Source organism: Streptomyces hygroscopicus subsp. hygroscopicus (assembly GCF_030269125.1).
Classification (GTDB): Bacteria; Actinomycetota; Actinomycetes; order Streptomycetales; family Streptomycetaceae; genus Streptomyces; species Streptomyces hygroscopicus_C.
Genome location: NZ_BSSM01000002.1, coordinates 1 through 26,102, shown reverse-complemented (window position 1 = coordinate 26,102; position 26,102 = coordinate 1). Strand labels below are relative to the sequence as shown.

At 71.8% G+C, this 26,102-nt stretch carries 26 protein-coding genes and 1 rRNA gene; 16 read left to right on the top strand and 11 right to left on the bottom strand.

Translation table 11 applies throughout. The annotated features are described in order from the left end of the window. Nucleotides 1–17 precede the first annotated feature (17 nt). Both QSK45_RS04555 and QSK45_RS04550 read right to left on the bottom strand, forming a co-directional pair. Nucleotides 18–1,409: a TldD/PmbA family protein gene (locus tag QSK45_RS04555; RefSeq protein ID WP_285553466.1), complete on the bottom strand. Its 1,392-nt coding sequence runs from the start codon at nucleotides 1,407–1,409 to the stop codon at nucleotides 18–20. Beyond that, nucleotides 1,406–2,962 carry a TldD/PmbA family protein gene (locus QSK45_RS04550; RefSeq protein WP_285553464.1) on the bottom strand — a complete coding sequence of 519 codons (1,557 nt, stop codon included), beginning with the start codon at nucleotides 2,960–2,962 and terminating at the stop codon, nucleotides 1,406–1,408. The genes QSK45_RS04555 and QSK45_RS04550 overlap by 4 nt, the downstream gene beginning before the upstream one ends. 251 nt (nucleotides 2,963–3,213) lie before the next feature. On the opposite strand from QSK45_RS04550, the gene fabG reads away from it, so the two are divergent. The 3 genes from fabG to QSK45_RS04535 all read left to right on the top strand — a co-directional run bounded on the left by fabG (nucleotide 3,214) and on the right by QSK45_RS04535 (nucleotide 5,280). Beyond that, complete coding sequence (fabG, locus tag QSK45_RS04545; RefSeq protein ID WP_285553462.1) at nucleotides 3,214–3,918, top strand: 3-oxoacyl-[acyl-carrier-protein] reductase; 705 nt, start codon at nucleotides 3,214–3,216, stop codon at nucleotides 3,916–3,918. Between the two features lie 5 nt (nucleotides 3,919–3,923). Then, nucleotides 3,924–4,691, top strand: a complete 768-nt coding sequence (fabI, locus tag QSK45_RS04540; RefSeq protein ID WP_285553461.1) for an enoyl-ACP reductase FabI — start codon at nucleotides 3,924–3,926, stop codon at nucleotides 4,689–4,691. Nucleotides 4,692–4,932: 241 nt separating this feature from the next. After that, nucleotides 4,933–5,280, top strand: a complete 348-nt coding sequence (locus QSK45_RS04535) for a hypothetical protein (protein WP_285553459.1) — start codon at nucleotides 4,933–4,935, stop codon at nucleotides 5,278–5,280. A 9-nt stretch (nucleotides 5,281–5,289) separates the two neighbouring features. On the opposite strand, the gene QSK45_RS04530 is transcribed toward QSK45_RS04535, so the two are convergent. Beyond that, a complete protein-coding gene (locus QSK45_RS04530; protein ID WP_285553457.1) occupies nucleotides 5,290–5,973 on the bottom strand; it encodes a FadR/GntR family transcriptional regulator in 684 nt (227 codons plus the stop codon). 91 nt (nucleotides 5,974–6,064) lie between these two features. Between QSK45_RS04530 and QSK45_RS04525 the strand changes: the two genes are divergently transcribed. From QSK45_RS04525 to QSK45_RS04510, 4 genes are all read left to right on the top strand, one after another. Then, the gene (locus QSK45_RS04525) at nucleotides 6,065–7,519 is read left to right on the top strand and encodes a CynX/NimT family MFS transporter (RefSeq protein ID WP_490993507.1); all 1,455 of its coding nucleotides are present in this window, start codon (nucleotides 6,065–6,067) and stop codon (nucleotides 7,517–7,519) included. A 44-nt stretch (nucleotides 7,520–7,563) separates the two neighbouring features. Continuing rightward, nucleotides 7,564–7,683, top strand: coding sequence for an SGM_5486 family transporter-associated protein (locus tag QSK45_RS04520; protein WP_285553453.1), 120 nt, complete (start codon nucleotides 7,564–7,566; stop codon nucleotides 7,681–7,683). Nucleotides 7,684–7,875: 192 nt separating this feature from the next. Next, entirely contained in the window at nucleotides 7,876–8,082 is a 207-nt protein-coding gene (locus QSK45_RS04515) for a hypothetical protein (RefSeq protein WP_285553451.1), read from the top strand. Nucleotides 8,083–8,160: 78 nt separating this feature from the next. Beyond that, the gene (locus tag QSK45_RS04510; RefSeq protein ID WP_285553450.1) at nucleotides 8,161–8,679 is read left to right on the top strand and encodes a SixA phosphatase family protein; all 519 of its coding nucleotides are present in this window, start codon (nucleotides 8,161–8,163) and stop codon (nucleotides 8,677–8,679) included. A 102-nt stretch (nucleotides 8,680–8,781) separates the two neighbouring features. Here QSK45_RS04510 and serB read toward each other — a convergent pair whose 3' ends face one another. Then, nucleotides 8,782–9,990: a phosphoserine phosphatase SerB gene (gene serB / locus QSK45_RS04505; protein WP_285553448.1), complete on the bottom strand. Its 1,209-nt coding sequence runs from the start codon at nucleotides 9,988–9,990 to the stop codon at nucleotides 8,782–8,784. 1,133 nt (nucleotides 9,991–11,123) lie between these two features. On the opposite strand from serB, the gene QSK45_RS04500 reads away from it, so the two are divergent. Continuing rightward, nucleotides 11,124–13,688, top strand: a complete 2,565-nt coding sequence (locus QSK45_RS04500) for an ABC transporter ATP-binding protein/permease (protein WP_285553446.1) — start codon at nucleotides 11,124–11,126, stop codon at nucleotides 13,686–13,688. A 79-nt stretch (nucleotides 13,689–13,767) separates the two neighbouring features. Here QSK45_RS04500 and QSK45_RS04495 read toward each other — a convergent pair whose 3' ends face one another. From QSK45_RS04495 to QSK45_RS04485, 3 genes are all read right to left on the bottom strand, one after another. Continuing rightward, nucleotides 13,768–14,526 (bottom strand): transglycosylase SLT domain-containing protein, encoded by a 759-nt coding sequence (locus tag QSK45_RS04495; RefSeq protein WP_285553444.1) that lies wholly within the window; start codon nucleotides 14,524–14,526, stop codon nucleotides 13,768–13,770. Nucleotides 14,527–14,859: 333 nt separating this feature from the next. Further along, on the bottom strand, nucleotides 14,860–15,918 hold the full coding sequence (locus QSK45_RS04490) for an S-adenosylmethionine:tRNA ribosyltransferase-isomerase (protein WP_285553441.1): 1,059 nt from the start codon (nucleotides 15,916–15,918) through the stop codon (nucleotides 14,860–14,862). Then, nucleotides 15,915–16,610, bottom strand: coding sequence for an SDR family NAD(P)-dependent oxidoreductase (locus QSK45_RS04485; protein WP_285553439.1), 696 nt, complete (start codon nucleotides 16,608–16,610; stop codon nucleotides 15,915–15,917). The genes QSK45_RS04490 and QSK45_RS04485 overlap by 4 nt, the downstream gene beginning before the upstream one ends. Nucleotides 16,611–16,866: 256 nt before the next feature. On the opposite strand from QSK45_RS04485, the gene QSK45_RS04480 reads away from it, so the two are divergent. From QSK45_RS04480 to QSK45_RS04470, 3 genes are all read left to right on the top strand, one after another. Then, nucleotides 16,867–18,012 (top strand): GAF domain-containing sensor histidine kinase, encoded by a 1,146-nt coding sequence (locus QSK45_RS04480; RefSeq protein WP_285553437.1) that lies wholly within the window; start codon nucleotides 16,867–16,869, stop codon nucleotides 18,010–18,012. Continuing rightward, the gene (locus QSK45_RS04475; protein WP_285553434.1) at nucleotides 18,005–18,646 is read left to right on the top strand and encodes a response regulator; all 642 of its coding nucleotides are present in this window, start codon (nucleotides 18,005–18,007) and stop codon (nucleotides 18,644–18,646) included. The genes QSK45_RS04480 and QSK45_RS04475 overlap by 8 nt, the downstream gene beginning before the upstream one ends. Nucleotides 18,647–18,815: 169 nt before the next feature. Next, complete coding sequence (locus QSK45_RS04470) at nucleotides 18,816–19,055, top strand: chaplin (protein ID WP_285553432.1); 240 nt, start codon at nucleotides 18,816–18,818, stop codon at nucleotides 19,053–19,055. 79 nt (nucleotides 19,056–19,134) lie between these two features. Here QSK45_RS04470 and QSK45_RS04465 read toward each other — a convergent pair whose 3' ends face one another. After that, nucleotides 19,135–19,923 carry an Rv1486c family protein gene (locus tag QSK45_RS04465; protein WP_285553430.1) on the bottom strand — a complete coding sequence of 263 codons (789 nt, stop codon included), beginning with the start codon at nucleotides 19,921–19,923 and terminating at the stop codon, nucleotides 19,135–19,137. 150 nt (nucleotides 19,924–20,073) lie between these two features. Here QSK45_RS04465 and QSK45_RS04460 point away from each other — a divergent pair, with 150 nt between their 5' ends. The 3 genes from QSK45_RS04460 to QSK45_RS04450 all read left to right on the top strand — a co-directional run bounded on the left by QSK45_RS04460 (nucleotide 20,074) and on the right by QSK45_RS04450 (nucleotide 22,515). Then, nucleotides 20,074–20,871, top strand: coding sequence for an ABC transporter ATP-binding protein (locus QSK45_RS04460; RefSeq protein ID WP_285553428.1), 798 nt, complete (start codon nucleotides 20,074–20,076; stop codon nucleotides 20,869–20,871). A 114-nt stretch (nucleotides 20,872–20,985) separates the two neighbouring features. After that, the gene (locus QSK45_RS04455) at nucleotides 20,986–21,417 is read left to right on the top strand and encodes an NfeD family protein (RefSeq protein ID WP_285553427.1); all 432 of its coding nucleotides are present in this window, start codon (nucleotides 20,986–20,988) and stop codon (nucleotides 21,415–21,417) included. A 126-nt stretch (nucleotides 21,418–21,543) separates the two neighbouring features. Then, nucleotides 21,544–22,515, top strand: coding sequence for an SPFH domain-containing protein (locus QSK45_RS04450; RefSeq protein ID WP_285553426.1), 972 nt, complete (start codon nucleotides 21,544–21,546; stop codon nucleotides 22,513–22,515). Nucleotides 22,516–22,649: 134 nt separating this feature from the next. Here the strand turns inward: QSK45_RS04450 and QSK45_RS04445 are convergent, their stop codons facing one another. The 3 genes from QSK45_RS04445 to QSK45_RS04435 all read right to left on the bottom strand — a co-directional run bounded on the left by QSK45_RS04445 (nucleotide 22,650) and on the right by QSK45_RS04435 (nucleotide 24,691). Next, complete coding sequence (locus tag QSK45_RS04445) at nucleotides 22,650–23,156, bottom strand: HNH endonuclease (protein ID WP_285553425.1); 507 nt, start codon at nucleotides 23,154–23,156, stop codon at nucleotides 22,650–22,652. Nucleotides 23,157–23,324: 168 nt separating this feature from the next. Further along, a complete protein-coding gene (locus QSK45_RS04440; RefSeq protein ID WP_285553423.1) occupies nucleotides 23,325–23,864 on the bottom strand; it encodes a YbhB/YbcL family Raf kinase inhibitor-like protein in 540 nt (179 codons plus the stop codon). Nucleotides 23,865–23,908: 44 nt separating this feature from the next. After that, the gene (locus tag QSK45_RS04435; protein WP_285553421.1) at nucleotides 23,909–24,691 is read right to left on the bottom strand and encodes a sporulation protein; all 783 of its coding nucleotides are present in this window, start codon (nucleotides 24,689–24,691) and stop codon (nucleotides 23,909–23,911) included. A gap of 112 nt (nucleotides 24,692–24,803) precedes the next feature. On the opposite strand from QSK45_RS04435, the gene QSK45_RS04430 reads away from it, so the two are divergent. Together QSK45_RS04430 and QSK45_RS04425 are read left to right on the top strand one after the other, a co-directional pair. Then, on the top strand, nucleotides 24,804–25,454 hold the full coding sequence (locus QSK45_RS04430) for a DNA-3-methyladenine glycosylase (RefSeq protein ID WP_285553418.1): 651 nt from the start codon (nucleotides 24,804–24,806) through the stop codon (nucleotides 25,452–25,454). 528 nt (nucleotides 25,455–25,982) lie between these two features. After that, a 16S ribosomal RNA gene (locus QSK45_RS04425) occupies nucleotides 25,983–26,102 on the top strand; the annotation flags it as partial.

The window sequence follows — 26,102 nt, the reverse complement described above, 5'->3', positions numbered from 1 at the left end:
GACAGCCGACTACGAGGTTATACGCCCTGGCTGACAGAACTCATGTTGAAATCGGGGACCCGCAGCGGCGGCATCGCGGCCCTGGTGAACCAGTCGCCCCACTCGCGCGGCAGCGTCTTCTCCGTGCGGCCCGCCTCGATCGCCCGGCGCAGCAGGTCCACCGGCGACTCGTTGAACCGGAAGTTGTTCACCTGCCCGGTGACCTCGCCGTTCTCCACGAGGTAGACGCCGTCCCGGGTCAGGCCGGTGAGCAGCAGCGTCGCCGGGTCGACCTCGCGGATGTACCACAGGCAGGTCAGCAGCAGCCCGTGCTCGGTGTCCGCGACCATCTCGTCCAGGGAGCGGTTGCCGCCGTCCAGGATCAGGTTGTCCGCGGCGGGGGTGACCGGCAGCCCGGTCAGGGCGGCGCTGTGCCGGGTCGTGGTCAGGTTCCGGAGCACGCCCTGGTGGATCCAGTCGGTGGCCGGGGCCGGCAGCCCGTTGTCGAACACCGACCGGTCGCCGCCCGAGGAGTGGGCGATCACGAAGGGCGCGCACTCCAGACCGGGCTCGTTCGGGTCGCTGCGCAGGTTCAGCGGCAGCTCGGAGAGCCGCTCGCCGATCCGGGTGCCGCCGCCGGGCCTGGAGAAGACCGTACGGCCCTCCGCCGCGTCCCGCCCCGAGGCCGACCACAGCTGGTAGACCAGCAGGTCCGCCACCGCGGTGGGCGGCAGCAGCGTCTCGTAGCGGCCCGCGGGCAGCTCCACGCGCCGCTGCGCCCAGCCCAGCCGCACGGCCAGCTCGGCGTCCATGGCGGCCGGGTCCACGTCCTTGAAGTCCCGGGTGGAGCGTCCGGCCCAGGCCGAGCGGGTGCGGTCGGGCGACTTGGCGTTCAGCTCCAGGGTGCCGGTGGGCTGGTCGTGCCGCAGCCGCAGCCCGGTCGAGGTACCCAGGTAGGTCGACACCATCTCGTGGTTCGCGAAGCCGTACAGTTCCCGGCCGCCGGTCCGGGCGCGGGCGAAGGCCTCGCCGAGCGCCGGGGCGAAGTCGGCGAACACGGCGGAGGAGGTCTCGGCGGGCGCGTCGGTGAAGTCGGGCGCCGCCGGCACGTCCGTGACCAGCGGCTGCGCGTCCTCGGCGGGCCCGGCCCCGCGCGCGGCGGCCTCCGCGGCCCGCACCAGCGGCTCCAGCTCGTCCGAGGTCACCGCCGACCGCGAGACGACTCCGGTGGCGGTGCCCTGCCGCCCGTCCACGGTCGCGATCACCGTGAGGCCGCGGCCCCGGGTCACGCCGTTCGTGGTGAGCGCGTTGCCCGCCCAGCGCAGGTTCGCGGTGGAGCGCTCGTCGGCGATGACGACGCACCCGTCCGCCCGGGACAGCGCGAGTGCCCGCTCGACGATCTCGTGCGGCTTGCTGCTACCAGTGCTCATCGACCGGCCTCCTGCGTGGTGTTCAGAATGTTCACGCCCCGGAAGAGGGCGGAGGGGCACCCGTGGGACACGGCGGCCACCTGGCCCGGCTGGGCCTTGCCGCAGTTGAAGGCGCCGCCCAGGACGTACGTCCCCGGGCCGCCGACCGCCGCCATCGATCCCCAGAAGTCGGTCGTCGTGGCCTGGTAGGCGACGTCCTTGAGCTGCCCGGCGAGCCGCCCGTTCTCGATCCGGAAGAAGCGCTGCCCGGTGAACTGGAAGTTGTAGCGCTGCATGTCGATCGACCACGAGCGGTCGCCGACCACGTAGATGCCCCGCTCGACGCCCCCGATCAGATCCTCGGTGGACAGCCCCGCCGGGTCCGGCAGCAGCGACACGTTGGCCATGCGCTGCACCGGCACATGGGCGGGGGAGTCGGCGTACGCGCACCCGTTGGACCGCTCGAAGCCGGTCAGCCGGGCGATCCTGCGGTCCAGCTGGTAGCCGACCAGCGTGCCGTCCTTCACCAGGTCCCAGGACTGCGCCTCGACGCCCTCGTCGTCGTACCCGACGGTCGCCAGGCCGTGCTCGGCGGTGCGGTCGCCGGTGACGTTCATCAGCTCGGAGCCGTACTTCAGTTTGCCCAGCTGGTCGAAGGTGGCGAAGGAGGTGCCGGCGTAGGCGGCCTCGTAGCCGAGCGCCCGGTCCAGCTCGGTGGCGTGCCCGATCGACTCGTGGATGGTCAGCCACAGGTTGGAGGGGTCGACCACCAGGTCGTACAGGCCCGGCTCCACGCTCGGCGCCCGCATCTTCTCGGCCAGCAGCTCCGGGATCCGCGCCAGCTCGTCGTCCCAGTCCCAGCCGGTGCCGGTCAGGTACTCCCAGCCGCGCCCGGCCGGCGGCGCCAGCGTCCGCATGGAGTCGAACTCCCCGCTGGCCTCGTCCACCGAGACCGCGGTCAGCTCGGGGTGCAGCCGCACCCGCTGCTGCGTGGTGACGGTCCCGGCCGTGTCGGCGTAGAACTTGTTCTCGTGCACGGTGACCAGCGAGGCGTCCACATGGCTCACCCCGTCCGCCGCCATGAGGCGCGCGCTCCAGTCCGCGAGCAGCGCCGACTTCTCCTCGGCCGGCACCGAGAAGGGGTCGATCTCGTACGACGACACCCACGTCCGCTCGGCGTGCACCGGCTCGTCGGCCAGCTCGACCCTCCCCCCCAGCCCGTAAGGCGTGGCAGGCGCCCCCGCATCGGCCCCGGCGGCCCTGACGACCTGCGCGGACAGTCTGGCCATGGCGACCGCCTGCGACGCGACCCGGGCCGCCGCGTCCAGGGTCAGGTCGACCCCGGAGGCGAAGCCCCACGCACCGCCGTGCACGACCCGCACCGCGTACCCGAGGTCGGTGGTGTCCGAGGACCCCGCGGGCCGTGCGTCCCGCAGCCGCAGGGCCGCGCTGCGCACCCGCTCGAACCGGAAGTCGGCGTGCTCGGCCCCGAGCGAGCGCGCGCGGGCGAGCGCCGCGTCGGCGAGGGACCTGAGCGGAAGCGCCGTGAAGGCTTCGTCGATGGAATGGGGCACGGAGGTCTCCCTGCTGTCGTGGCCTGTCGGCTCCGATCATGGCCCGCGGGCGGCCTCGCGGACCACACACCTTTCGGACCCGCACCCCGCGGATCTGTAGGGACCCGACAGCGTCGGTCCCGCGCCACTGTCGGTGCCCGAATGCCCACCGACGGGGCCGTACCGATAGGTTTTCGGTGAAGCCGCCTGTCATCCAGGTGTTCGGGCGGGTTGTCGGACCTCTAGCAGACCGCTATCGAAAGGGTGATCCGTTGAGCCGCTCGGTTCTCGTCACCGGAGGCAACCGGGGCATCGGCCTCGCCATCGCCCGCGTTTTCGCCGACGCCGGCGACAAGGTCGCGATCACGTACCGCTCGGGTGAGCCGCCGGCCGGCTTCCTGGCCGTCAAGTGCGACATCACCGACCCCGAGCAGGTGGAGCAGGCCTACAAGGAGATCGAGGACCAGCACGGTCCCGTCGAGGTGCTCGTCGCCAACGCCGGCATCACCAAGGACCAGCTCCTGATGCGCATGTCCGAGGAGGACTTCACCTCGGTCATCGACACCAACCTCACCGGTACCTTCCGCGTCGTCAAGCGCGCCAACCGCGGCATGCTGCGCGCCAAGAAGGGCCGCGTCGTCCTGATCTCCTCCGTGGTCGGCCTGCTCGGCTCGGCGGGGCAGGCGAACTACGCCGCCTCCAAGGCCGCCCTGGTCGGCTTCGCGCGCTCCCTCGCCCGTGAGCTGGGTTCGCGCAACATCACCTTCAACGTCGTCGCGCCCGGTTTCGTGGACACCGACATGACCAAGGTGCTCAGCGACGAGCAGCGCCAGGGCATCGTCTCGCAGGTGCCGCTCGGCCGTTACGCGCAGCCGGAGGAGATCGCCGCGGCGGTCCGGTTCCTCGCGTCGGACGACGCCTCGTACATCACTGGAGCCGTCATCCCCGTTGACGGCGGACTGGGAATGGGTCACTGATCACCATGAGCGGAATTCTCGAGGGCAAGCGCGTCCTGATCACCGGTGTGCTGATGGAGTCCTCCATCGCCTTCCACGCCGCCAAGCAGGCCCAGGAACAGGGCGCCGAGATCATCCTGACCGCCTTCCCGCGGCCCACGCTGACCGAGCGCATCGCCAAGAAGCTGCCGAAGCCCACCAAGGTCATCGAGCTGGACGTGACCAACGAGGAGCACCTCGGGCGGCTCGCCGACGTGGTCGGCGAGGAGCTGGGCGGCCTCGACGGCGTCGTGCACTCCATCGGCTTCGCCCCGCAGGACGCGCTCGGCGGCAACTTCCTCAACACGCCGTTCGAGTCCGTGGCCACCGCCATGCACGTCTCGGCGTTCTCCCTGAAGTCGCTCACCATGGCCTGCCTGCCGCTGATGCAGAACGGCGGCTCGGTCGTCGGCCTCACCTTCGACGCCCAGTTCGCCTGGCCGCAGTACGACTGGATGGGCCCGGCCAAGGCCGCCCTGGAGGCGACCAACCGCTACATGGCGCGTGACCTGGGCAAGCAGAACATCCGCTGCAACCTCATCTCCGCGGGCCCGATCGGCTCCATGGCCGCCAAGTCCATCCCGGGCTTCAGCGAACTGGCCTCCGTGTGGGACAGCCGCTCCCCGCTGGAGTGGGACCTGAAGGACCCGGAGCCGGCCGGCAAGGGCATCGTCGCCCTGCTCAGCGACTGGTTCCCGAAGACCACCGGCGAGATCATCCACGTGGACGGCGGTCTCCACGCGATCGGCGCCTGAGCGCTGCCGCGCGGCCGAAACCCGCTGCCGCGCCTTTCGCGGCCGTACGGCTCGACCGGGCCCGCACCCCGCAGGGGGCGCGGGCCCTCGCCGTCTCCGGCGTCGTGCGCTGCGGGGTCGCCCGTCCGCGCGCCGTCACCCGTTCGGCTCACCGGTCGGGCGGGCCGTCCCGCGCGCGGCGCACCCTGAAGACACGTCCGCGCGGCGCGTCCCCCCGCAGCCCGGCCGAGGAGGTCTCCTTGTGCGCCTGTCCCGCTGCCTGGCCCCGCTGATCGCGGCCGTCGCCCTCGTCCTCTCCCTGCCGTACGACGCGACGCCCCACGCCCGCGCGAGCACCGGCCCGCCCGCGCCGACCCTGTTCGGGGCCGCGTGCCGGACGGCGGTGACCGGCTCCCACGTGGTGGCGTACTGCCACAACCCCTATGCCGACACCGACCGGGTACGCCTGCACATCGAGTGCGCCCGCTGGTGGGACATCGACACCGACAGCGCCCCGGTGGACGACGAGCCGGCCCTGACGGTGCGGCTCACCGGGCGCTGCTGGAAGGAGGTCGGCTCGGTGTGGATCAGCCACCAGAGGGTGCGCTGAACCGGGTCGTCAGCCGATGCCGGGCCGCCCCGGACGGCACTGGAAGGGATAGCTCGCCGCCTCCCTGGCCGCCGCCTCGGCGTCGCCGGTGCGGATCGCGTCCATCAGGCGGCTGTGGTCCATGCGCGTGTCCGGCGTCAACCCGGCGCCGACGTCCGCGCGCAGCGCGTCCCGCAGCAGCTCGCCCAGGTCGGCGTACACCGCCGTCATGACCTCGTTGTGGGACGCGGCCACCACGGCCAGGTGGAAGGTGGCGTCGGCGGCCACGAAGGCCTCCGCCTCGCCGCTCTCCCATGCCTCCTCGCGCCGTGCCAGGAGCGCGTCCAGTTGCTTGAGGTCCTTCTCGGTGCGCCGCTCGGCAGCCATCCTGGCCGCGGCCGACTCCAGCGTGGCGCGCAGTTCGGCGATGTGCCGGGGGTCCGCGTCGGCGAACCGGCGGTGCATCACGCCGGCCAGTTCGCTGGTCGCCACCACGTAGGTGCCGGAGCCCTGCCGGATGTCCAGCAGCCCGTTGTGGGCGAGCGCGCGCACGGCCTCGCGGACCGTGTTGCGGGCGACGCCCAGCTGTTCGACCAGCTCGGGTTCGGTCGGGATGCGTGAGCCGACCGGCCACTCACCGGTGGCGATCTGGTTGCGCAGTTCGGCGATCACCTGCTCGGAGAGGGCCGAACGGCGCGGGTGGCTCAGAGGCATGGCACACCTTCGCACGACAGACCGGGGCGCGCACGCTCCGGCGGTTCCGGGGATGGACAACCAATCATCCTATGATTCTATGATGAGCCTCATGGTGAGTGAGGAAACCCGGACGACGGACACCCGTACGGCGATGTCCCCGAGCGAGCGCGACACGTCCGCCGTGGCCGGCGCGACGTCGGCGACGCCGGGCACGGGCCCCGCGCGCGCGTGGGCGACCCGCCTGGTGGTCGTCGGCATCATGCTGTCCGCGGTCAACCTCCGCCCGGCCATCACCAGCCTGGGCGCACTGCTGCAGGAGGTCCGCGACGGGCTCGGGATGAGCGGCGGCGTGGCCGGGCTGCTCACCTCCGTGCCCCCGCTGTGCTTCGCCGTCTTCGGTGTGACGGCTCCCCGCCTGGCGCGCCGGTTCGGACCGGCCGCCGTGGTGTGCGCCGGCATGGCCGCGATCTTCGCGGGTCTGCTGATACGGCCGTACGCCGGCGGCACCGCGGGGTTCCTGGCCGCCAGCGCGCTCGCCCTGATGGGCATCGCCGTCAGCAACGTGCTGATGCCGGTCATCGTCAAGCGCTGGTTCCCCGACCGGGTCGGCTCCATGACCGGCCTGTACTCGATGGTCCTCGCGCTCGGTACGTCCCTCCCGGCCGCGGTGACGGTCCCGCTGACCCGCGCCATGGGCGGCGGCTGGAAACCGGGACTCGCGGTCTGGGCGGTGCTCGCGGCGGTCGCGGTGGTGCCCTGGGTGCCGCTGGTCCGCGAGGGCCGGGAGCCCCGGCAGACCCGCGAGGCCCAGGAGGCCCGGGAGTGCTCCGGGCGGGAGGAGGGCGCGGCCGGGCCGGGGGCGTCGGCCGGCTGCACGGCTTCCGCAAGGGTGCCCGACCCGGCGCGGGGCCCGGAGCCGGATGCGCGGCGGGCGTCGGCGCCGGGGCCGGGGCGGCCCGCCGAGGAGCGGCCTCCGTTGCGGATCGCCCGCAGCCGTACCGCCTGGGCGCTCGCCGCCTTCTTCGGCCTCCAGGCCACCGCCGCCTACATCACCATGGGCTGGATGGCGCAGATCTTCCGGGACGCCGGGGTGCCGGCCGGCACCGCGGGTCTGCTGCTCGCGGTGACGATGGTGATGGGCGTACCGCTGGCCTTCGTCATCCCGCGGATCGCCGCCCGGCTGCCCCACCAGGGCCCGATCGTGCTGGTCCTGGGCGTGTGCGGCCTCGCCGGGTACGCCGGTCTCTACCTCGCCCCGGCCGCCGGTGCCTGGGCCTGGGCGCTGCTGCTCGGCGTCGCGAACTGCGCCTTCCCGCTGGCGCTGACGATGGTCGGCATGCGTGCCCGCAGCGGTCCCGGTGTGGCCCAGCTGTCCGCGTTCGCGCAGAGCACCGGCTATCTGATCTCCATCCCCGGCCCGCTGCTGGTCGGCGTGCTCTACCAGCACAGCGGCGGCTGGGGCCTGCCGATCGCCCTGATGGCGGGCCTCATGGTGCCCCAGATGCTGGTGGGCTTCCTGGCGGGCCGCGACCGCACGGTGGAGGAGGAGGCCGCGACGCGCTGACCCCCGAGCACGGGATGCCGGGGGAGGGGTGCGAGACTGGGCGCATGCAGCCTGTGCTCGACCCGAACCCGCCCAACGGTCAGAAGAAGATGCTGCTCGTCTTCGGCTCCTTCTTCGCGATCTTCGTCGTCATCGCCATCGTCGCGACCATCGCGTCCCCGTGACGCCACCCGGCCGGCACCCCCGCCACCGGGCTCTTCCGGCGGATGGTGGTGCTGGCCCCCCTGTCCCCTAGGGGGTAAGGCTCAGGGGTAACTGGGTGGAAGACCCGATGGGTTGGCGGCCATGGATTCCGTACCTTCGAGTGGTGACCGCAGGGGTGGTCACCGAACCGCTCGACGACCACGGAGGCGATCATGCCCGCCCGCACCCACTTCCGGAGCCACCCGGCGACCACGGGCGGCGTCGACATGCGGTTGCCCTGGTGGGCCCTCGCGCTGCCCGTGCTCGCCTTCGGCGTCCTGTTCCTGCTGATACTGAACCCGTCGGACGCGCACGCGGCGGGCACGGACCCGGAGATAGCCCACCTGGTCGAGCGCGCGCGGCAGCTGCTCACGCGCTGACCGGAAGCCGCCTCACATGGTGAATCCGCATGTCAACTCCCTGCGCCCGGTGGCCTGTTTCATGCGAAGCTGGGACGCATGAGCGTCGCAGAACCCCGCAGGATCGCCCTTTTCCGGCATGCGAAAGCCGACTGGCCCCAGGTGTCCGACCATGAGCGCCCGCTCGCCGAGCGGGGCCGCATGGACGCGGCCGTCGCCGGCCGCAAGCTGACCGACACCGGCCTCACCTTCGACCTGGCCCTGTGTTCCACCGCGACCCGGACCCGCGAGACCTGGAAGCTCGCCGTCCACGAACTGGAACACCGGCCGAAGACCGTCTACGAGGAGCGGATCTACGAGGCCTCCCCGGGCCGGCTCATCGCCCTTCTGAACGAGGTCCCGGACGAAGTCGGCACCCTGATCCTGATCGGCCACAACCCGGGGGTCCACGGGCTCGCCGAGATCCTCGCCGGCTCGGCCGACGGGGACGCCCGCGACCGGATGAACCGCCGCGGCTTCCCCGCCGCCGCCTTCGCGCTGCTGTCCTTCGAGGGCCCCTGGAAGAGCCTGGAGCCGGGCGTGGCCACGCTGACGGAGTACTGGGCACCGTCCGCATGAGGTGACACCGCAAGGCGGCGAAGGCCCGGTGCCGTGGGCGGGCCGGGCCTTCGCGCCCTGGGACGCGGGCCGCTCACAGGGCTCGGTCCCTGCTGAGCGGTCTCAGCTCTCGACGTGGGTGTTGGCCGCCTCGACCTCTTCGCGGGTGATGCCGAGGAGGTAGAGGACCGTGTCGAGGAAGGGGAAGTTCACTGCCGTGTGCGCCGCCTCGCGCACCACGGGCTTGGCGTTGAAGGCGACGCCGAGACCGGCCGCGTTCAGCATGTCGAGGTCGTTGGCGCCGTCACCGATCGCCACCGTCTGCGCCAGCGGCACCCCGGCCTCCGCGGCGAACCGGCGCAGCAGCCTCGCCTTGCCCGCCCGGTCCACGATCTCGCCGGTGACCCGGCCGGTCAGCTTGCCGTCGACGATCTCCAGCGTGTTGGCCTGGGCGAAGTCGAGGCCGAGGCGTTCCTTGAGATCGTCGGTGACCTGGGTGAAGCCACCGGAGACCACGCCGACCTGGTAGCCGAGCCGCTTCAGGGTGCGGATCAGGGTGCGGGCGCCGGGGGTCAGCCTGATCTCGTTGCGCACCTTCTCGACCACGGAGGCGTCGAGCCCGGCCAGCAGGGCGACACGGGCGTGCAGCGACTGCTCGAAGTCCAGCTCGCCTCGCATCGCCGCGGCGGTGACCTCGGCGACCTTGTCCTCGCAGCCGGCGTGGGCGGCGAACAGCTCGATGACCTCGTCCTGGATGAGGGTGGAGTCCACGTCCATGACCACGAGACGCTGCGCGCGCCGGTGCAGCCCCGCCGAGACGACGGCGATGTCGACACCGAGTGCCGAGGCGTCCGAGGCCAGCGCGGTGCGCAGGGGCTCGGTCGCCACGCCGGAGACCGCGAACTCCACGGCGGTCACGGGGTACTTGGCGAGCCGGAAGATACGGTCGATGTTGCCGCCCGCCTTCGCGATGCGGGTGGCGATGGCGGCCGTCGACTCGGCCGTGAGCGGATTGCCGAGGACGGTCACCAGGGAGCGACCGAGGCCGCGCGGGCGGTTGTCGCCATGCCCCGAGATGATCTCCGCCTGCATCTTCATCGACTCGGCCCAGCTGTGCACGGTGGCCCGCAGATCACCTTCGACGCCGGCCGGCGGCTGGGTCACCAGCGCACACAGGACCAGGCGTCCCCGGGTGACGACCTGCTCGATGTCGACCACGTCGAGGGAGTACGAGGCAAGGGTGTCGAAGAGTCCGGCCGTGATACCCGGCCGGTCCTTACCGAAGATCTTGACAAGGAGAGTGGGGACCTCGGGGGTCTGCGCAGCAGTCATGGTCTCACCACCGTATCCGGCACCCAGTGCCGCCCGCCGCCGAGGTCCGCCTGACGGACACGGAACAATGGATGGCGCCCCGGCATCAAGGATCTTGCCAACAGCTTCCCACCGAGGTCATCGCCGCCGCGACCGCAGACGCGGCGAAGCGCCCCGGAGACCGCGGGCTGGGCGCCGTGTGCGGGCGGAGCCGCGCAGGTAGCCGTCCCCGCGGCCGTCCCGCGGCCGTCCCGCGGCCGGCGGGCGGCCGGAAGGGCGGTGGGGCGACCGCCGTCCCCGCGCGCGGCGCCGACCGCTGCCGCGGTTCCTCGCGCGTCGCCTCCGGCATCCGCCGGGAGGAATCCGCGCCGGTGCCCGGCGGCGGATGCGCCCCGCCCGTGAGGAGCGCCCCGCCGCCCGCCGCACCGTGCCACCGGCAACCCCCGGCACCCGGACGCCCCCGCACGGCGACAACCTCGCACGGCGGCACCCCGGCACCCGGTGCGGCGGCGCTCCGGCAGCCCGGCATCCCGGACGCCCCCGCACGGCGACAACCTCGCACGGCGGTACCCCGGCACCCGGTGCGGCGGCGCTCCGGCAGCCCCGGCAGCCCCGGCAGCCCCGGCAGCCCCGGCGGCCCCGGCGGCCCCGGCGGCCCCCACCGGCGTTCCACCGCCGTATCCCACCCCAGATACTTCGGCACCCCGGTACGGCGGCCCTCCGGTACGCGCACCCCGTTGTGGCGGCCCTCCGGCAGCGGCCCTCCGGCAGCGGCACCCGGGCGGCCCCGCCGCCGTACCCCACCCGTCCCACCTCACCCGCCACCGGTCGCCCCCCCAGCCCCCACGCCCCGCACTCCTGACCGGCCGTGCCCCACCCCCGGCAGCCCATGTCCAACTCCCTTCCCCCACAAGGCTCCAGAGGCAACCGGCCTGTACCTGTACCGCTTCCCGCCCCTGCGACCCCGCCCCGACCGGCCCTGCTTATCCCGCTCGCCGGAATTGCCGTACTCCGGCCGGAGCGCCGTACGGCGGGGTGCGCAAGGCCCGGGTTTTGGTCAGGGGGGCGGGCCTGAAATAGTTCCCCACGATGTTCGACATCCCTAGACTCCCTGCGATGGGGGTAATTCGGGGGACAACTCAGTGGGGCATGGAGTGCCGGAACTCGTACTGGAAACAAACGGACGTACCTGGACGCTCGACCCGTCCAGGCCTTACACCCTCGGCAGAGATCCGCAGGGTGACATCGTGTTCGACGACGCCAGGGTCTCCTGGCGACACGCCACGGTCAGCTTCGACGGCCGCAGTTGGGTCATCGAGGACCACGGCAGCACCAACGGCACGTATCTCCACGGTCAGCGGATCCAGCGGACGGAGATAGGCCCGGGGACGGCGCTGCACCTCGGCAACGCGACGGACGGACCGCGGCTGGATCTCGCCGGTGCCGCCGTCGGCCAGGCGCAGCAAGCGCAGCAGGCGCCGTACGCGGCGGCCCCCGCGGGCTGGGCGCAGCAGGCGGCCCCCCAGCAGGCACCCGCCCAGGCGGCCCAGCCGCCGCACCAGGCGGTGCCCCAGCAGGCACCCGCCCCGCAGAACGGCTGGCAGCAGGCGCAGCAGCCGCACCCCGCCCAACACGGCGCGCAGAAGGCCGCCTTCCCGCAGCAGGCCGGTCCGGGCGCGGCACACGGGGACCGCAGCCCGACCACGTTCCACCAGTTCTCGCTCGGCCGGGTCATGCGCATCGGTCGTGCGCTGGAGAACGAGCTGGTCGTCTCCGACCTCCAGGTCTCCCGTCACCACGCCGAGTTCCACTCGACGCCCGACGGCCGCTTCGAGATCCGTGACCTCGGCTCGCACAACGGCACGTACGTCAACGGCAGCCCGGTGCCCAAGGGCGGCTCGGTGCAGCTCGGCCCGGCCGACATCGTCGGCGTCGGCCACTCCACCTTCCGCATCGTCGGCGACCGGCTCGAGGAGTTCGTCGACACCGGTGAGGTCTCCTTCTCCGCGCGCCACCTGACGGTCACGGTCGACGGCGGCAAGCAGATCCTGAAGGACGTCTCGTTCGGCGTTCCGGAGAAGTCCCTGATCGCGGTCATCGGCCCCTCCGGCTCCGGCAAGTCGACGCTGCTGAAGGCGCTCACCGGCTACCGGCCCGCCAACCAGGGCGAGGTGCTGTACGACAACCGCAACCTGTACAAGCAGTTCGCGGAGCTGCGTCAGCGCATCGGCCTGGTCCCGCAGGACGACATCCTGCACAAGGAACTCAGCGTCAAGAAGGCCCTGAAGTACGCGGCCAAGCTGCGCTTCCCCGCCGACACCACCGCCCAGGAGCGCGACGCCCGCATCGACGAGGTGCTGCGCGAGCTGAAGCTGGACATCCACAAGGACAAGAAGGTCACGTCCCTGTCCGGCGGTCAGCGCAAGCGCGTCTCGGTGGCCCTCGAACTGCTGACCAAGCCGTCGCTGATCTTCCTGGACGAGCCGACCTCCGGCCTCGACCCGGGCATGGACCGCGATGTCATGCAGCTGCTGCGCGGCCTCGCCGACGACGGCCGCACCGTGCTCGTCGTCACCCACTCGGTGGCCGAGCTGGCGCTGTGCGACAAGCTCCTGGTCATGGCGCCGGGCGGCGCGGTGGCCTACTTCGGGCCGCCGGAGGAGGCGCTGAACTTCTTCGGCTACGACAGCTGGGCCGACGTCTTCTCCGCCTTCGAGAACTACCGCGACTACGACTGGGCGGGCCGCTGGAAGGGCTCGCAGCACTACCAGATGTACGCGGCGGACTTCGACGCCGTCGCCCCCCAGCAGGCGGCGTACATGCCGCCGCCGGCGGCCGTCAAGCCGCCCAAGCCGCAGGCGTGGGGCTCCCAGCTGCTGACCCTGATCCGGCGCTACGTGTCGGTCATCGTCTCCGACAAGGGCTTCCTCGCGCTGACGGTGATCCTTCCGGCGGTCCTCGGCTCGGTCAGCCTGCTGATGAACCACGACCGGGGCCTGCTGGTGAACCCCGCCGTCGACCCGCGCACCGGCCTGCACGTACCCAACGGCACCGCCACCACCGTGCTGCTGATCCTCTCGGTCGGCGCGTGCTTCGCGGGCGCCGCGAACTCCGTGCGTGAGCTGATCAAGGAACGGGTGATCTACGAGCGGGAGCGGGCGACCGGCCTGTCCCGGTCGGCCTACCTGATGTCCAAGGTGGTCGTGCTCGGCGCCGTCACCGTGCTGCAGGGCCTGATGGTCGGCCTGATCGGCTTCTCGCCGCGCAAGATCCCGGACCAGGGCGTCATCCTCGGCGGTTCGACCCTGTTCGAGCTGTGCCTGCCGATCATGGCCCTCGGCTTCACCTCGATGATGGTCGGCCTGGTGATCTCCTCGCTGGTGAAGACCGCCGAGAAGACCATGCCGCTGCTGGTGATGTTCGCGATCATCCAGGTCGTCTTCACCGGCTGCCTGTTCACCCTGCACGGCACGCTCGGCGTCAACGAGTTCTCGTACCTGATGCCCTCGCGCTGGGCGGTGGCCGCGGCCGGCACCACGCTGGACCTGAACAACATCGCCCCGAACGGCGACGACCCGGGCAGCACCGACCCGCTGTGGAACCACACGGCCGGGGCCTGGACCCTGGACATGATCGCGCTGCTCGCGCTCGGCGCGGTCTGCGGCTTCTTCGTCGCGCGCTTCCTGCGCCGCCACGAGCCGGAGGTCATGCGCAAGTAGTCTCCCCGGCACGCCACGAAGGGCGGTACCCCGCAACGGGGTACCGCCCTTCCGCGTTCGTCAGAGGTCCGCGCCGACCTCAGTACGCGCTGTTGACGTTGTCCATCGAGCCGTAGCGGTGGGCGGCGTAGTTGCAGGCGGCGGTGATGTTGGCGACCGGGTCGTAGATGTTCCACGAGGTGCCGGGCACGTGGTACGCGTTGAAGGTGGGCTGGATCACCTGGAGCAGGCCCTTGGACGGGATGCCGTTGATCGCGTTGATGTCCCAGTTGTTGATGGCCATCGGGTTGCCCGAGGACTCACGCATGATGTTGCGGTACAGGCCGCTGTAGCTGCCCGGGATGCCCTTGGCGTGCATGATGTCCAGGGACTGGCGGATCCAGCCGTCGAGGTTGTTCGCGTAGGTCTTCGCGGCGACGGTCTGCATCTGCGGGCGCTGCGCGGAACGGGCGGCGGCCTGCTTGGCGGCGCGCTCCTGCGCGGCCTTCTTGGCGGCGGCGTCGGCGGCGGCCTTCTTGGCGGCGGCGTCGGTGCGCTGCTTGGCGGCGGCCTGGTCGGCGGCCTTCTGCTGCGCGGCGATGGCGGCGAGCTTGACGCTCTGCGCGGCGGCGCGGTCGGTGACGGTGCCCTTGACGCCGGACAGCGTGGCGTCCTGCGTGGCGACCTTCGCGACCTGCGCGGCGGTGGCCGGGGCGCCGGTGGTGACGGTGTCCGCGTTGCCGGGGACGGCCGAGAGGGCGATGGCGGCGGTGCCGAGCGCGGCGACGCCGGCGACGGCGAGCTTGCGCTGCTTGGTCACGGCACGATAGCGAGCACGACTGAGGATGTTCTTGGGCATGGCGTCGGACCTCTTCGATAGCGCGGAGGTCGCTCCTGCGTCCGCCGGGGGAATCGGTTCCTCCCGCACAAAAGCCGCGGGGTGAACCCACGGCGCTGAGCGACGGGAGCAATTCTTAGCGGCCGCAAAATGCCCTGGCAAAGGTGTGACGTACGAAGCTCGATAGTGGATCAGGGAAGGGCAAAACGGGACAGATTGGACCATCTGTCCCGTTCGCGGAAGGGGGTGTATCTCCTATGTCTGTTCGTACGTGATGTGGGTCCTATGCGCGGGCTCACAGGGAAGACGGATCAACCTCACGGCGAGTTGCCTTCGCAACGCATTGCGTGAGGCTCAGTGCGGGGTGTCCTCCCGGAGGAGGAGATGGACGTCCCCGAACTCGTGCCACAGGTAGAGCCCGCGCAGCGCCTCCTCGTACGCGCGGTCGACCGCGGCCCGCCCGGCGACGGCCCGCAGCATCAGCAGATGCGAGGCCTCCGGCTCGTGCAGTCCGGTCAGCAGCCCGTCCACCACCCGCACCCCGCGCTCGGGCGTGACCACCAGATCCGTCCATCCCCCGGCCGCCCGGACCACTCCGTCCGCCCCGGCGGCCGACTCCACCGCGCGTACGGCCGTCGTCCCCACCGCGACCACCCGGCCCTCTCCGGCCGCCACCGAGTTGATCAGCCGTGCCGACGCCTCCGGCACCGAGAACCACTCCGGGTACGGCGGCTCGTGCGCCTCCGCCGACGCCACCCCCGTGTGCAACGTGACCCGCGCGAACCCCACCCCCCTGCGCACCAGCTCCGCCACCACCCGCGCGGTGAAGGGCCGCCCCGCGCTCGGCATCTCCGCGCTGCCCGCCCCGTCGGGGGAGGGCAGGGCGAACAGCGTCTGGTACGCCGACAGCGGCTGGTCGCGCGCGGTGTAGGAGTAGCGGATCGGCCGCCCGTGCCCCCGCAGCAGCTCCGGCACCGGCCCGCCCTCGACCCGCGCCCACCACAGCCGCTCCCCGCCCCCGCCCACCGGCTCCTCCAGCACCAGCCGGACCCCGCCCGCGAGCGCCACCTCTGTCCCCGCGCGGGTGCCCGCCCGCGCGCGAGTGGTGCCCCGGCCGTCCGGCTCCCGCGGCTCCACCGCCCAGCGGCCGTCGTCCCCCCGGGTCGAGAAGTGCACCACCACGGGTGCGGGCCCGATCCGGCCGTCCACCGCCGCGGCCAGCGTCGGGGAGGAGTTCACCACCAGCAGGTCCCCGGCCCGCAGCAGCAGGGGCAGCTCACGGAACGTGTGGTGCGCCACCCGGGTCCCGCGCGACACGAGGAGCCGTACGTCGTCCCGCTCGCGCCCCGGTCCCCGCTGCTCGGCCGGCACCCGCGCGGACAGTCCCTCCGGCACTCGTACGACCGTGCTCATCGGCCCGCCCCGAGCGTCGGCGCCGCGTACCGCCCACTGGCCGGCCGCTCGTCCAGCAGCCGCAGGAAGGCCGGTACGACGGTGTCGGGCGCCGGCCGCGCGGCGTCGTCCTCGGGCACGGCCGCCGCGTACAGGTCGGTCGCCATGTCCCCGGGGTCCACCGCCCACACCCGCAGCCCCGGCTCCTCCACGGCGAGCACCGCCGCCAGCCGGTCCAGGGCCGCCTTCGAGGCGCCGTAACCGCCCCACGTCTCGTACGCCTCCACCGCCGCGTCCGAGCTGACCGCGATCACCGTGCCCGAGGCCGACGCCCGCAGCAGCGGCAGTGCCTCCTGTACGAGGCCCAGCGCGGCGGTGACGTTCACCTCCAGCGCCCGCCGCAGCCCGTCCAGCGGAAGCCCGGCCAGCCGGACCAGCGGCTCGGCGCCGAGCGCGCTCGCGTTGCTCACCAGCAGATCGAGACCGCCCAGGCTCCGCGAGGCGGCCACCAGCGCGGTCCGGTGCCGGGCGTCCGTGACGTCCCCGGGGAGCGCCACGACCCGGGTGCCGTACCGGCCGATCGCCGTCGCGGCCTCCTTCAGCGCCCCCTCGCCCCGGGCGTCCAGCACCAGGTCCCAGCCGCGCCCGGCCAGCGCCTCGGCGAGCGCCCGCCCCAGCCCCTTGGAGGCACCCGTGATGATCCCTACCGGCATGACTACCGTCCCCTCGTCGCTCCCGCCCGGTCGGACGGGTGCGGATCACCGTAGGAACGCCCCCGCGTCCACCGCCTCGGCCGCGAGCCCCGGGGAAGAGGAGCCCTTCGACGTACGACGACGGCCCCTGGTCCCGCGACGTACGACACCGGGCCCGGTCCTCGGGACGTACGCCCCTCGCCCTAGGACCAGCGGACGGCGCCGGGCAGGCGGCGGCCCGATCCGCGCTGTCGCACCCCGCCGGTACCGTGAGGTCATGAGTCACGGTCCCCGGTCCGGCCTCGCCGCGGTGAGTTCCGCGCTGCTGGCCATGAGCAGGCACCTGGAGACGCGCGACGTCCTGAAGACGATCGTCGCCTCCGCCCGCGAGCTGCTCGACGCGCAGTACGCCGCCCTCGGCGTCCCCGACGACCACGGCGGCTTCGCCCAGTTCGTCGTGGACGGCGTCAGCGACGCCCAGTGGAAGGCGATCGGCCCCCTGCCCCGCCAGCACGGCATCCTCGCCGCGATGCTGCACGAGGCCCGCCCCGAGCGCCTGGCCGACGTGCGCAAGGACCCCCGCTTCGAGGGCTGGCCCCACGCCCACCCCGACCTCGTGGACTTCCTCGGGCTGCCCATCCGCGACGGCGACGAGATCATCGGCGCGCTCTTCCTCGCGAACAAGAACTGCCCGAAACCGGAGGGCAGTTGCGGCTTCACGCAGGAGGACGAGGAACTGCTCGCCCTGCTCGCCCAGCACGCCGCGATCGCGCTCACCAACGCCCGGCTCTACGAGCGCAGCCGTGAACTCACCATCGCCGAGGAGCGGTCCCGCCTCGCCCATGAACTCCACGACGCGGTCAGCCAGAAGCTGTTCTCGCTCCGTCTGACCGCCCAGGCCGCCGCCGCGCTCGTCGACCGCGACCCCGCGCGCGCCAAGGGCGAACTGCACCAGGTCGCCGCGCTCGCCGCCGAGGCCGCCGAGGAACTGCGCGCCGCCGTCGTCGAGCTGCGGCCCGCCGCGCTGGACGAGGACGGACTGATCGCCACCCTGCGCACCCAGATCCAGGTCCTCGACCGCGCCCACACCGCCCGCGTCACCTTCACCGGCGCCGGGTACCGGGCGCTGCCCGCGGCCCAGGAGGAGGCCGTGCTCCGGGTCGCCCAGGAGGCCCTGCACAACGCGCTGCGCCACGCGCACGCCGAGCGCGTCGACGTGAGCGTGGAGCGGCGGGGCACCGGAGCGGTGCTGCGGGTCAGCGACGACGGCGACGGCTTCGACCCGGCCTCGGTCGGCCGCGCCGGGCGGCACCTCGGCCTGGTCTCGATGCGGGACCGGGCGAGCGGGGTCGGCGGCACGCTGACCGTGGAAGCGGCGCCCGGCAAGGGCACCACGATCGAGATGGAGGTCCCCGGTGGCTGATCCCATCAAGGTGCTGCTCGTCGACGACCACCAGGTCGTCCGCCGGGGCCTGCGGACCTTCCTGGAGGTGCAGGAGGACATAGCCGTCGTCGGCGAGGCGGCCGACGGCGCGGAGGGCGTGGCCCGCGCCGAGGAGCTGCGGCCCGACGTCGTCCTCATGGACGTCAAGATGCCGGGCATGGACGGCATCGACGCCCTGCGCAGGCTGCGCGAACTCGACAACCCCGCACGGGTGCTGATCGTCACCAGTTTCACCGAGAAGCGCACCGTCGTGCCCGCCCTGCGCGCGGGTGCCGCCGGGTACGTGTACAAGGACGTGGACCCCGACGCCCTCGCCGGCGCCATCCGCTCCGTGCATGCCGGGCACATCCTGCTCCAGCCCGAGGTCGCGGGCGCGCTGCTTTCCCAGGAGGAGGCGAACTCCGGTCAGGGCAGGGGCGGTTCGCTCACCGAGCGGGAGCGTGAGGTGCTCGGCCTGATCGCGGACGGCCGCTCGAACCGGGAGATCGCCCGTGCGCTGGTGCTGTCGGAGAAGACCGTCAAGACGCATGTCTCGAACATCCTGATGAAGCTCGACCTCGCCGACCGCACACAGGCCGCGCTGTGGGCCGTTCGGCACGGGGTGAGCGGCTGAACCGCCCTCGCCCGCACTACACCCCGCCGCTCGCCGAGGTTCCGATCCGGGCTGAGATTCATACCGTCGTGGGAATGTCACTCGGTTGGCGCATCTCCTGGCGATCCCCGGCGTTCTCCAGTGCGTGCCACGGAGAACCGCCGTGGTGAACGTTCCAGAGGGGTTGAAAGTGAAGAACCTGAAGAAGGCAGCGGCTGTGACGATGGTGGCGGGTGGCCTGCTGGCCGCCGGTGCCGGCCTGGCCTCCGCCCAGAGCGAGGCGGGCGGCGCGGCCGTGCAGTCCCCGGGCGTGGTCTCGGGCAACACTATCCAGGCGCCGGTCCACGTCCCGGTGAACGCGAACGGCGACAGCGTCAGCGTCATCGGTGTCCTGAACCCGGCCTTCGGCAACACCAGCCTCAACCACTGAGGCACCTCGACCGAGGCTCGGGCCCCCCGGATCCACCCGGGGGGCCCGTCCCTTTGTCAGCCGGCCGCCGCGAGCGAGATCACCGGACCCTCCGCTCCCTCTCCTCCACCATCGAGTTGTACGCCGCCACCTGCGCCCGCCGCGCCGTCCGCTCCACCGGGCGCAGCGCCTGCGCGCGTGCGGCCATCTCGGAGGCCGTCACCGCGGCACCGTGGCCGTGGTCGTGGGCCAGCGAGATCAGCAGGGCGATGCGCTGGGCCAGCTCCAGGACGCGGGCCGCGCGGGGCGGGTAGCCCGGGGCCAGGACCTCCCGGCCGGCCTCCGCCCTCGCCCGGTACGCGTCGATCGCGGCCTCGGCCGCCGGCCCGGAGGCGGCGACGTCCAGCCGGGCCAGCACCGCCGTCGCCTCGCGCAGGGCCTCCGCCAGTTCGCGCTCCGCCTCGCCCAGGGAGGGCACGTCCGCGGGCGGGGCCTCCCGGACCGGCAGGGCGTGCCAGACGACCTCGGCGTGCACATCACCCGCGGGTCCGGCCTCGTACACCTCCGGGACCAGCCCGAACGCGGCGCCGAAGCAGATCACCGCCTCCTCCGCCTCCAGCGCCCGCGCGTTGAACTCCGGCGGCCCGCTGAGCCCCAGCGGATGACCGGGCGCCGGCAGCGCCACCCGCAGCCCCGTCGCGCCCAGCGCCCGCAGCCGCCCCAGCGCGAGCGTGAGCCCCACCGGCGCGGTCTCCCCGGGCAGCCCCGCCACCCGGTGGACCGTGTCCTCACCCACAATGGCGAGCGCGGCGTCATCCGGAGAGACAAGTCCGGCCAAGAGGGCGTTTCCCCAAGCGGCGAGGCGTCCTGAACGCGGTTCCGTGAGCATGCCCCCACCCTAAGGACCGGACCGATGGAATGGACCGGCGCGCTGGTGGCGTAGATTTCATATGGGCCGTGCCCACCGGCGCGGCGGACCGCGCCACAGGCGTACGCGACAGCCGAGACCGGCCACACTGCAAGGGGAGACAACGCGCTCATGAGCGATGTTCTGGAGCTTCAGGACGTATCCGTGGTCCGCGAGGGCCGGGCTCTGGTGGACCAGGTCTCCTGGTCGGTGAAGGAGGGCGAGCGCTGGGTCATCCTCGGCCCGAACGGCGCCGGCAAGACCACCCTCCTGAACGTCGCCTCCAGCTACCTCTACCCCACCAAGGGCTCCGTCACCATCCTCGGCGAGACCCTGGGCAAGGCCGGCACCGACGTCTTCGAGCTGCGCCCGCGCGTCGGCGTGGCCGGCATCGCCCTCGCCGAGAAGCTCCCCAAGCGCCAGACCGTCCTCCAGACGGTCCTCACCGCCGCCTACGGCATGACCGCCGCCTGGCACGAGGAGTACGAGGACGTGGACGAGGAGCGCGCCCGCGCCTTCCTCGACCGCCTGGGCATGAGCGACTACCTCGACCGCCGCTTCGGCACCCTCTCCGAGGGCGAGCGCAAGCGCACCCTCATCGCCCGCGCCCTGATGAGCGACCCCGAGCTGCTCCTCCTGGACGAGCCCGCCGCCGGCCTCGACCTCGGCGGCCGCGAGGACCTCGTCCGCCGCCTCGGCCGGCTCGCCCGCGACCCCATCGCGCCCTCGATGATCATGGTCACCCACCACGTCGAGGAGATCGCCCCCGGCTTCACCCACGTCCTGATGATCCGTCAGGGCAAGGTCCTCACCGCAGGCCCGATCGAGCTGGAGCTGACCTCCCGCAACCTCTCCCGCTGCTTCGGCCTCCCGCTGGTGGTCGAGCAGGTCGGCGACCGCTGGACCGCCCACGGCCTGCCCCTGTCCTGACCCCGCGCCCCCCGCGCCACCCTCCTGCCCCACCCCGACCGGACCCCCGCGCAAACCGGCCGGGGCCCTCAACGCGCCCTGTCCGCCGCCCGGTCGTGGCCCTACGATGACCACGTGAACGACATCGACGCATGGGTGTGGTGGCTCGTCGGCGCGGCGGCGCTCGGTATCCCGCTCGTCGTCACCGCCATGCCCGAGTTCGGCATGCTCGCGGTGGGCGCCGTCGCGGCCGCGGTCGTCGCCGCGCTCGGCCTCGGCGTCGTCGTCCAGGTGATCGCGTTCCTCGTCGTCTCCGTCGCCCTCATCGCCGTCGTGCGACCGATCGCGAACCGGCACAGCCGGCAGAGCCCCCGACTGGCCACCGGCATCGAGGCGTTGAAGGGCAGGCAGGCCGTCGTACTGGAACGGGTCGACGGCTCCGGTGGACGCATCAAGCTCGCCGGAGAGATCTGGTCGGCCCGCTCCCTGGACGCCGACCGGGCCTACGAGGCGGGCCAGGAGGTGGACGTCGTGGACATCGAAGGAGCCACCGCGGTCGTCATCTGAGCCATCCTGCCTGCGAGTTGGGCCGTAGTCTGTCAGACTCGACGGGCAAGATCCTTTGAACAGGCACGCGCGACGGACACGAGATCGTCCGAAGGCGTCCAGGCGGAGAGGGGTACGGGGAAAACGATGGAACCGGTCATCATCGTCCTGATCATTCTGGTGGTGTTGGTCTTCATCGCCCTGATCAAGACCATCCAGGTCATCCCACAGGCCAGCGCCGCCATCGTCGAGCGCTTCGGCCGCTACACGCGGACCCTGAACGCGGGCCTGAACATCGTGGTCCCGTTCATCGACACCATCCGCAACCGGATCGACCTGCGGGAACAGGTCGTACCGTTCCCGCCCCAGCCGGTGATCACCCAGGACAACCTGGTCGTCAACATCGACACGGTCATCTACTACCAGGTGACGGACGCCCGCGCGGCCACCTACGAGGTCGCCAGCTACATCCAGGCGATCGAGCAGCTCACCGTCACCACGCTGCGCAACATCATCGGCGGCATGGACCTGGAGCGCACCCTGACCTCCCGCGAGGAGATCAACGCCGCCCTGCGCGGCGTCCTGGACGAGGCCACGGGCAAGTGGGGCATCCGCGTCAACCGCGTGGAACTGAAGGCCATCGAGCCGCCGACCTCCATCCAGGACTCGATGGAGAAGCAGATGCGCGCCGACCGTGACAAGCGCGCCGCCATCCTCACCGCGGAAGGCACCCGGCAGGCGGCGATCCTCACGGCCGAGGGCGAGAAGCAGTCCCAGATCCTGCGCGCCGAGGGCGAGGCCAAGGCGGCCGCCCTGCGCGCCGAGGGCGAGGCCCAGGCCGTCCGCACGGTCTTCGAGGCCATCCACGCCGGCGACCCCGACCAGAAGCTGCTGTCCTACCAGTACCTCCAGATGCTCCCGAAGATCGCCGAGGGCGACGCCAACAAGCTCTGGATCGTCCCCAGCGAGATCGGCGACGCCCTCAAGGGCCTGTCCGGCGCCATGGGCAACTTCGGCCCCCTGGGCGGCAACGGCGGCAACGGCAACGGCGGCGCCACCCTCCCGGCCCAGAACAACGGCCCGGCGACGGAACGCCGCGAAAAGCCGAGCATCGACTAGGGGTCACCACTGGACACCGGTTCCCGCCCGCGCCCCGAAAGGGGCGCGGGGCCGTACCCGTGCGGCTGCGCGGCGCGGGCGCCCGGTCAAGCGGACACGATCCCGCGGCCGCCGGCGGACAGAACCCGGCTGACTCAGGCCGCGTCCTTCCCGAGCCACTCGGGAAGCCCGGCCAGGTCGTCCTGCCCCAGAGCCAAGAGCATCGCGTCCGCGGGCGTCGGCTCGAAGGGCGTCCGCAGCAACGTCATCCCGGCCTCCTCCGGAGTCCGGTCCGCCTTGCGGTGATTGTCCTCCGCGCACGCCGCCACCGTGTTCAGCCACGTGTCCTGGCCGCCCTGCGCCCGCGGCACCACGTGGTCCACCGTCGTCGCGCGCCGCCCGCAGTACACGCACCGGTGCCGGTCCCGCACCAGCACCCCCCGCCGCGACCAGGGGGCTTGTCTTCGGAACGGCACCCGTACGTACCTGCACAGCCTGATCACCCGGGGCGCGGGTATGTCCACGTCGGCCCCGCGCATCCGCAGCTCGGGATGGGCCTGCTCGACCACCGCCTTGTCCTGGAGCACCAGAACGACGGCTCGGTTCAGAGTCACCGTAGACAGCGGCTCGAAGCTCGCGTTCAGCACCAGCGTGTCCCGCATCCAGCCCACCTCCCGTGCGCACCTGCCCACCCCCCGGCGGGCTTGGCTCAACTCTGGACGGGCGCGCCGAGATGGACAACGCAATAAAAAATGCCCGCCTCCGATCTCTTCCAGGACCGGAGGCGGGCAAACGTTCAATGAACGCTTGGCTCAATCCGAGCGGGGCGCTCAGCCCTGCTCGGTGTTCTCGTACTCGCCGATGAGCTGCGCCCGCGCGATCGCGTGGAACCGCAGGTTGAACCCGACGAAGGCCGGCGAGGCGTCCGCGTCAGGACCCAGCTTCTCCTGGTCCACCGCGTACACCGTGAACACATAACGGTGCGGGCCGTCACCGGGCGGCGGAGCGGCGCCGCCGAAGTCCCGCGTCCCGTAGTCGTTGCGCGCGTGCACGGCGCCCTCGGGCAGGCCCTCGAACTTGCCGCTCGCCGCACCCGCGGGCAGCTCCGTCACCGAGGCCGGGATGTCGAACAGAACCCAGTGCCAGAACCCGCTGCCGGTGGGCGCGTCGGGGTCGTAGCAGGTCACGGCGAAGCTCTTGGTCTCCGGCGGGAAACCCTCCCACCGCAGGTGCGGCGAGGTGTTCCCGTCCGCATAGACCTGAGCGCCCTTCAGCGTCGCGCCCTCCTGGACGTCCGCGCTCGTCACCGTGAACGACGGCACCGGCGGATGGAAGTCATGGGGGAGCGGCCGCCGCTTGAGCTCGGTCACCTTGGTACCTCCTGATCGATGATCTGGAAAGAACAGAGCGAAGCCTAGAGCCAGTTGCGCTTGCTGCCGACCTCGGACAGCCACTGGTTGAGGTACGCCGCCCAATCGGTCCCCTGCCAGTCGTGGTGACCCACCTGGAAGGACCGGTAGGTGTCCGAGCCCTCGCTGAACAGCCCCGCCTTCTTGTCCATCTCCAGTACGACGTCCATGGCGTGCTCGTCCGCCACGAAGCTCAGCTCGACCTGGTTCAGGCCCCGGTACTGGGACGGCGGGTAGAACTCGATCTCCTGGTAGAACGGCAGCCGCTGCCGGGTACCCCGGATGTGGCCGCGCTCCAGGTCGGCGTTCTTGAAGCGGAAGCCGAGCTGGATGAACGCGTCCAGGATCGCCTGCTGCGCCGGCAGCGGGTGCACGTTGATCGGGTCCAGGTCGCCGGAGTCCACGGCACGGGCGATCGCCAGTTCGGTCGTCACCCCGATGTGCATCCCGCGCAGCGCCTGGCCGTCGATCATGGTCACCGGCGTCTCCCAGGGGATCTCCAGCCCGAACGGCACCGCGTGCACCGCACCGGCCTGGAGCTCGAAGGCACCGCCGAGCCGCACCTTGGTGAACTCGACGTCCTGCTTGTACTCCTGGTCGCCGCTCTCGACCTCGACCCGCGCCTGAAGGCCGACGGACAGCCCCTCGATGGCCTGGGCCACGGAACCTCCCTGGATCCGCACCTCGCCCTGGACCACGCCGCCCGGTACGACATTCACCTCGGTCAGCACCGTCTCGACCGAGGCACCGCCGGCCCCGAGGCTCGCGAGCAGCTTCTTGAACGCCATTGACTCTCCCTTTACGAACGGACCTCGCCCCTACAAACGCGATCCGTCCGTGGCCGGTTCCGCCCCGGCCGCGACCCGTCCGGACCATCCCCGTGGACTACCCTCGGACGGCATGATCGCGCCCCCGGACCGTATGCCACTGCCTCGGAGCTTCTTCGACCGCCCGGTCCTCGACGTCGCACCCGACCTCCTCGGCCGCGTCCTGGTGCGCACGACGTCCGACGGCCCGATCGCGCTGCGCCTCACGGAGGTCGAGGCGTACGACGGCCCGAACGACCCCGGTTCCCACGCCTACCGCGGCCGCACCGCCCGCAACGCGGTGATGTTCGGCGAGCCCGGACATGTGTACGTCTACTTCACCTACGGCATGTGGCACTGCATGAACCTCGTCTGCGGACCCGAGGGCAGGGCGAGCGCCGTACTCCTGCGGGCGGGCGAGGTCGTCGAAGGCGCGGAGCTGGCCCGCGAGCGCCGGCCCACGGCCCGCGACGACAAGGAACTGGCCAAAGGCCCGGCCCGCCTGGCCACCGCGCTGGAGGTCGACCGCTCCCTGGACGGCACGGACGCCTGCACCGCGGGCGAGACCCCGCTGCGGATACTGACCGGCACCCCCGTCCCCGCCGAGCAGGTGCGGAGCGGTCCGCGCACCGGGGTCGCGGGCGAGGGAGGGAACGGCGACGTCCACCCCTGGCGCTACTGGGTGGCCGACGACCCGACGGTGAGCCCCTACCGGGCCCACGTGCCGAGGCGCAGGCGAAGTTGACTCGGCCCCCGAAGGTGCGTAATGTATCCCGAGCCGCTGAACCGGGTACGGCGATCGCCTGCAGCCGGAGCGGCCAACCCACTACCCAGACTCACCCCTTCACCGGGGTCGTTTTCGACGCTTTCACGCGCCCAAATTCGAACCCGAGGGACTCGATTATGAGCCCCAGAGGGAATGAGCTAACGTAGTGAATGTCGAAAGGGCCACGGCGAAAGCCGAAAACCCCGAGACAAACCCGCCGACCGGGAATCGGAGCCGAAAGGATCTGATAGAGTCGGAAACACCGAAGGGAAGCCCGGAGGAAAGCCCGAGAGGGTGAGTACAAAGGAAGCGACCGTTCCTTGAGAACTCAACAGCGTGCCAAAAGTCAACGCCAGATATGTTGATACCCCGTCCATCGGATCACCGATGGTCGAGGTTCCTTTGAAAAAACACAGCGAGGACGCTGTGAACGATCGGACTATTCCTCCGGTCGTTCCGCTCTTCAGAGTGTGTCACCGGCTGAATTGTTTTTCGGCCGAGTAAACATTCACGGAGAGTTTGATCCTGGCTCAGGACGAACGCTGGCGGCGTGCTTAACACATGCAAGTCGAACGATGAAGCCCTTCGGGGTGGATTAGTGGCGAACGGGTGAGTAACACGTGGGCA

Bases quoted from the DNA above. Each gene is read 5' to 3' on its own strand.
- QSK45_RS04525 (WP_490993507.1), top strand. From the start codon at position 6,065: ATGGTGAGTGAGGAAACCCGGACGACGGACACCCGTACGGCGATGTCC.
- QSK45_RS04485 (WP_285553439.1), bottom strand. From the start codon at position 16,610: ATGCCGGTAGGGATCATCACGGGTGCCTCCAAGGGGCTGGGGCGGGCG.
- QSK45_RS04435 (WP_285553421.1), bottom strand. From the start codon at position 24,691: ATGGCGTTCAAGAAGCTGCTCGCGAGCCTCGGGGCCGGCGGTGCCTCG.
- QSK45_RS04460 (WP_285553428.1), top strand. From the start codon at position 20,074: ATGAGCGATGTTCTGGAGCTTCAGGACGTATCCGTGGTCCGCGAGGGC.
- QSK45_RS04490 (WP_285553441.1), bottom strand. From the start codon at position 15,918: ATGAGCACGGTCGTACGAGTGCCGGAGGGACTGTCCGCGCGGGTGCCG.
- QSK45_RS04520 (WP_285553453.1), top strand. From the start codon at position 7,564: ATGCAGCCTGTGCTCGACCCGAACCCGCCCAACGGTCAGAAGAAGATG.
- QSK45_RS04445 (WP_285553425.1), bottom strand. From the start codon at position 23,156: ATGCGGGACACGCTGGTGCTGAACGCGAGCTTCGAGCCGCTGTCTACG.
- QSK45_RS04510 (WP_285553450.1), top strand. From the start codon at position 8,161: ATGAGCGTCGCAGAACCCCGCAGGATCGCCCTTTTCCGGCATGCGAAA.
- QSK45_RS04450 (WP_285553426.1), top strand. From the start codon at position 21,544: ATGGAACCGGTCATCATCGTCCTGATCATTCTGGTGGTGTTGGTCTTC.
- QSK45_RS04495 (WP_285553444.1), bottom strand. From the start codon at position 14,526: ATGCCCAAGAACATCCTCAGTCGTGCTCGCTATCGTGCCGTGACCAAG.
- QSK45_RS04515 (WP_285553451.1), top strand. From the start codon at position 7,876: ATGCCCGCCCGCACCCACTTCCGGAGCCACCCGGCGACCACGGGCGGC.
- QSK45_RS04555 (WP_285553466.1), bottom strand. From the start codon at position 1,409: ATGAGCACTGGTAGCAGCAAGCCGCACGAGATCGTCGAGCGGGCACTC.
- QSK45_RS04530 (WP_285553457.1), bottom strand. From the start codon at position 5,973: ATGCCTCTGAGCCACCCGCGCCGTTCGGCCCTCTCCGAGCAGGTGATC.
- QSK45_RS04480 (WP_285553437.1), top strand. From the start codon at position 16,867: ATGAGTCACGGTCCCCGGTCCGGCCTCGCCGCGGTGAGTTCCGCGCTG.
- serB (WP_285553448.1), bottom strand. From the start codon at position 9,990: ATGACTGCTGCGCAGACCCCCGAGGTCCCCACTCTCCTTGTCAAGATC.
- QSK45_RS04465 (WP_285553430.1), bottom strand. From the start codon at position 19,923: ATGCTCACGGAACCGCGTTCAGGACGCCTCGCCGCTTGGGGAAACGCC.
- fabI (WP_285553461.1), top strand. From the start codon at position 3,924: ATGAGCGGAATTCTCGAGGGCAAGCGCGTCCTGATCACCGGTGTGCTG.
- QSK45_RS04430 (WP_285553418.1), top strand. From the start codon at position 24,804: ATGATCGCGCCCCCGGACCGTATGCCACTGCCTCGGAGCTTCTTCGAC.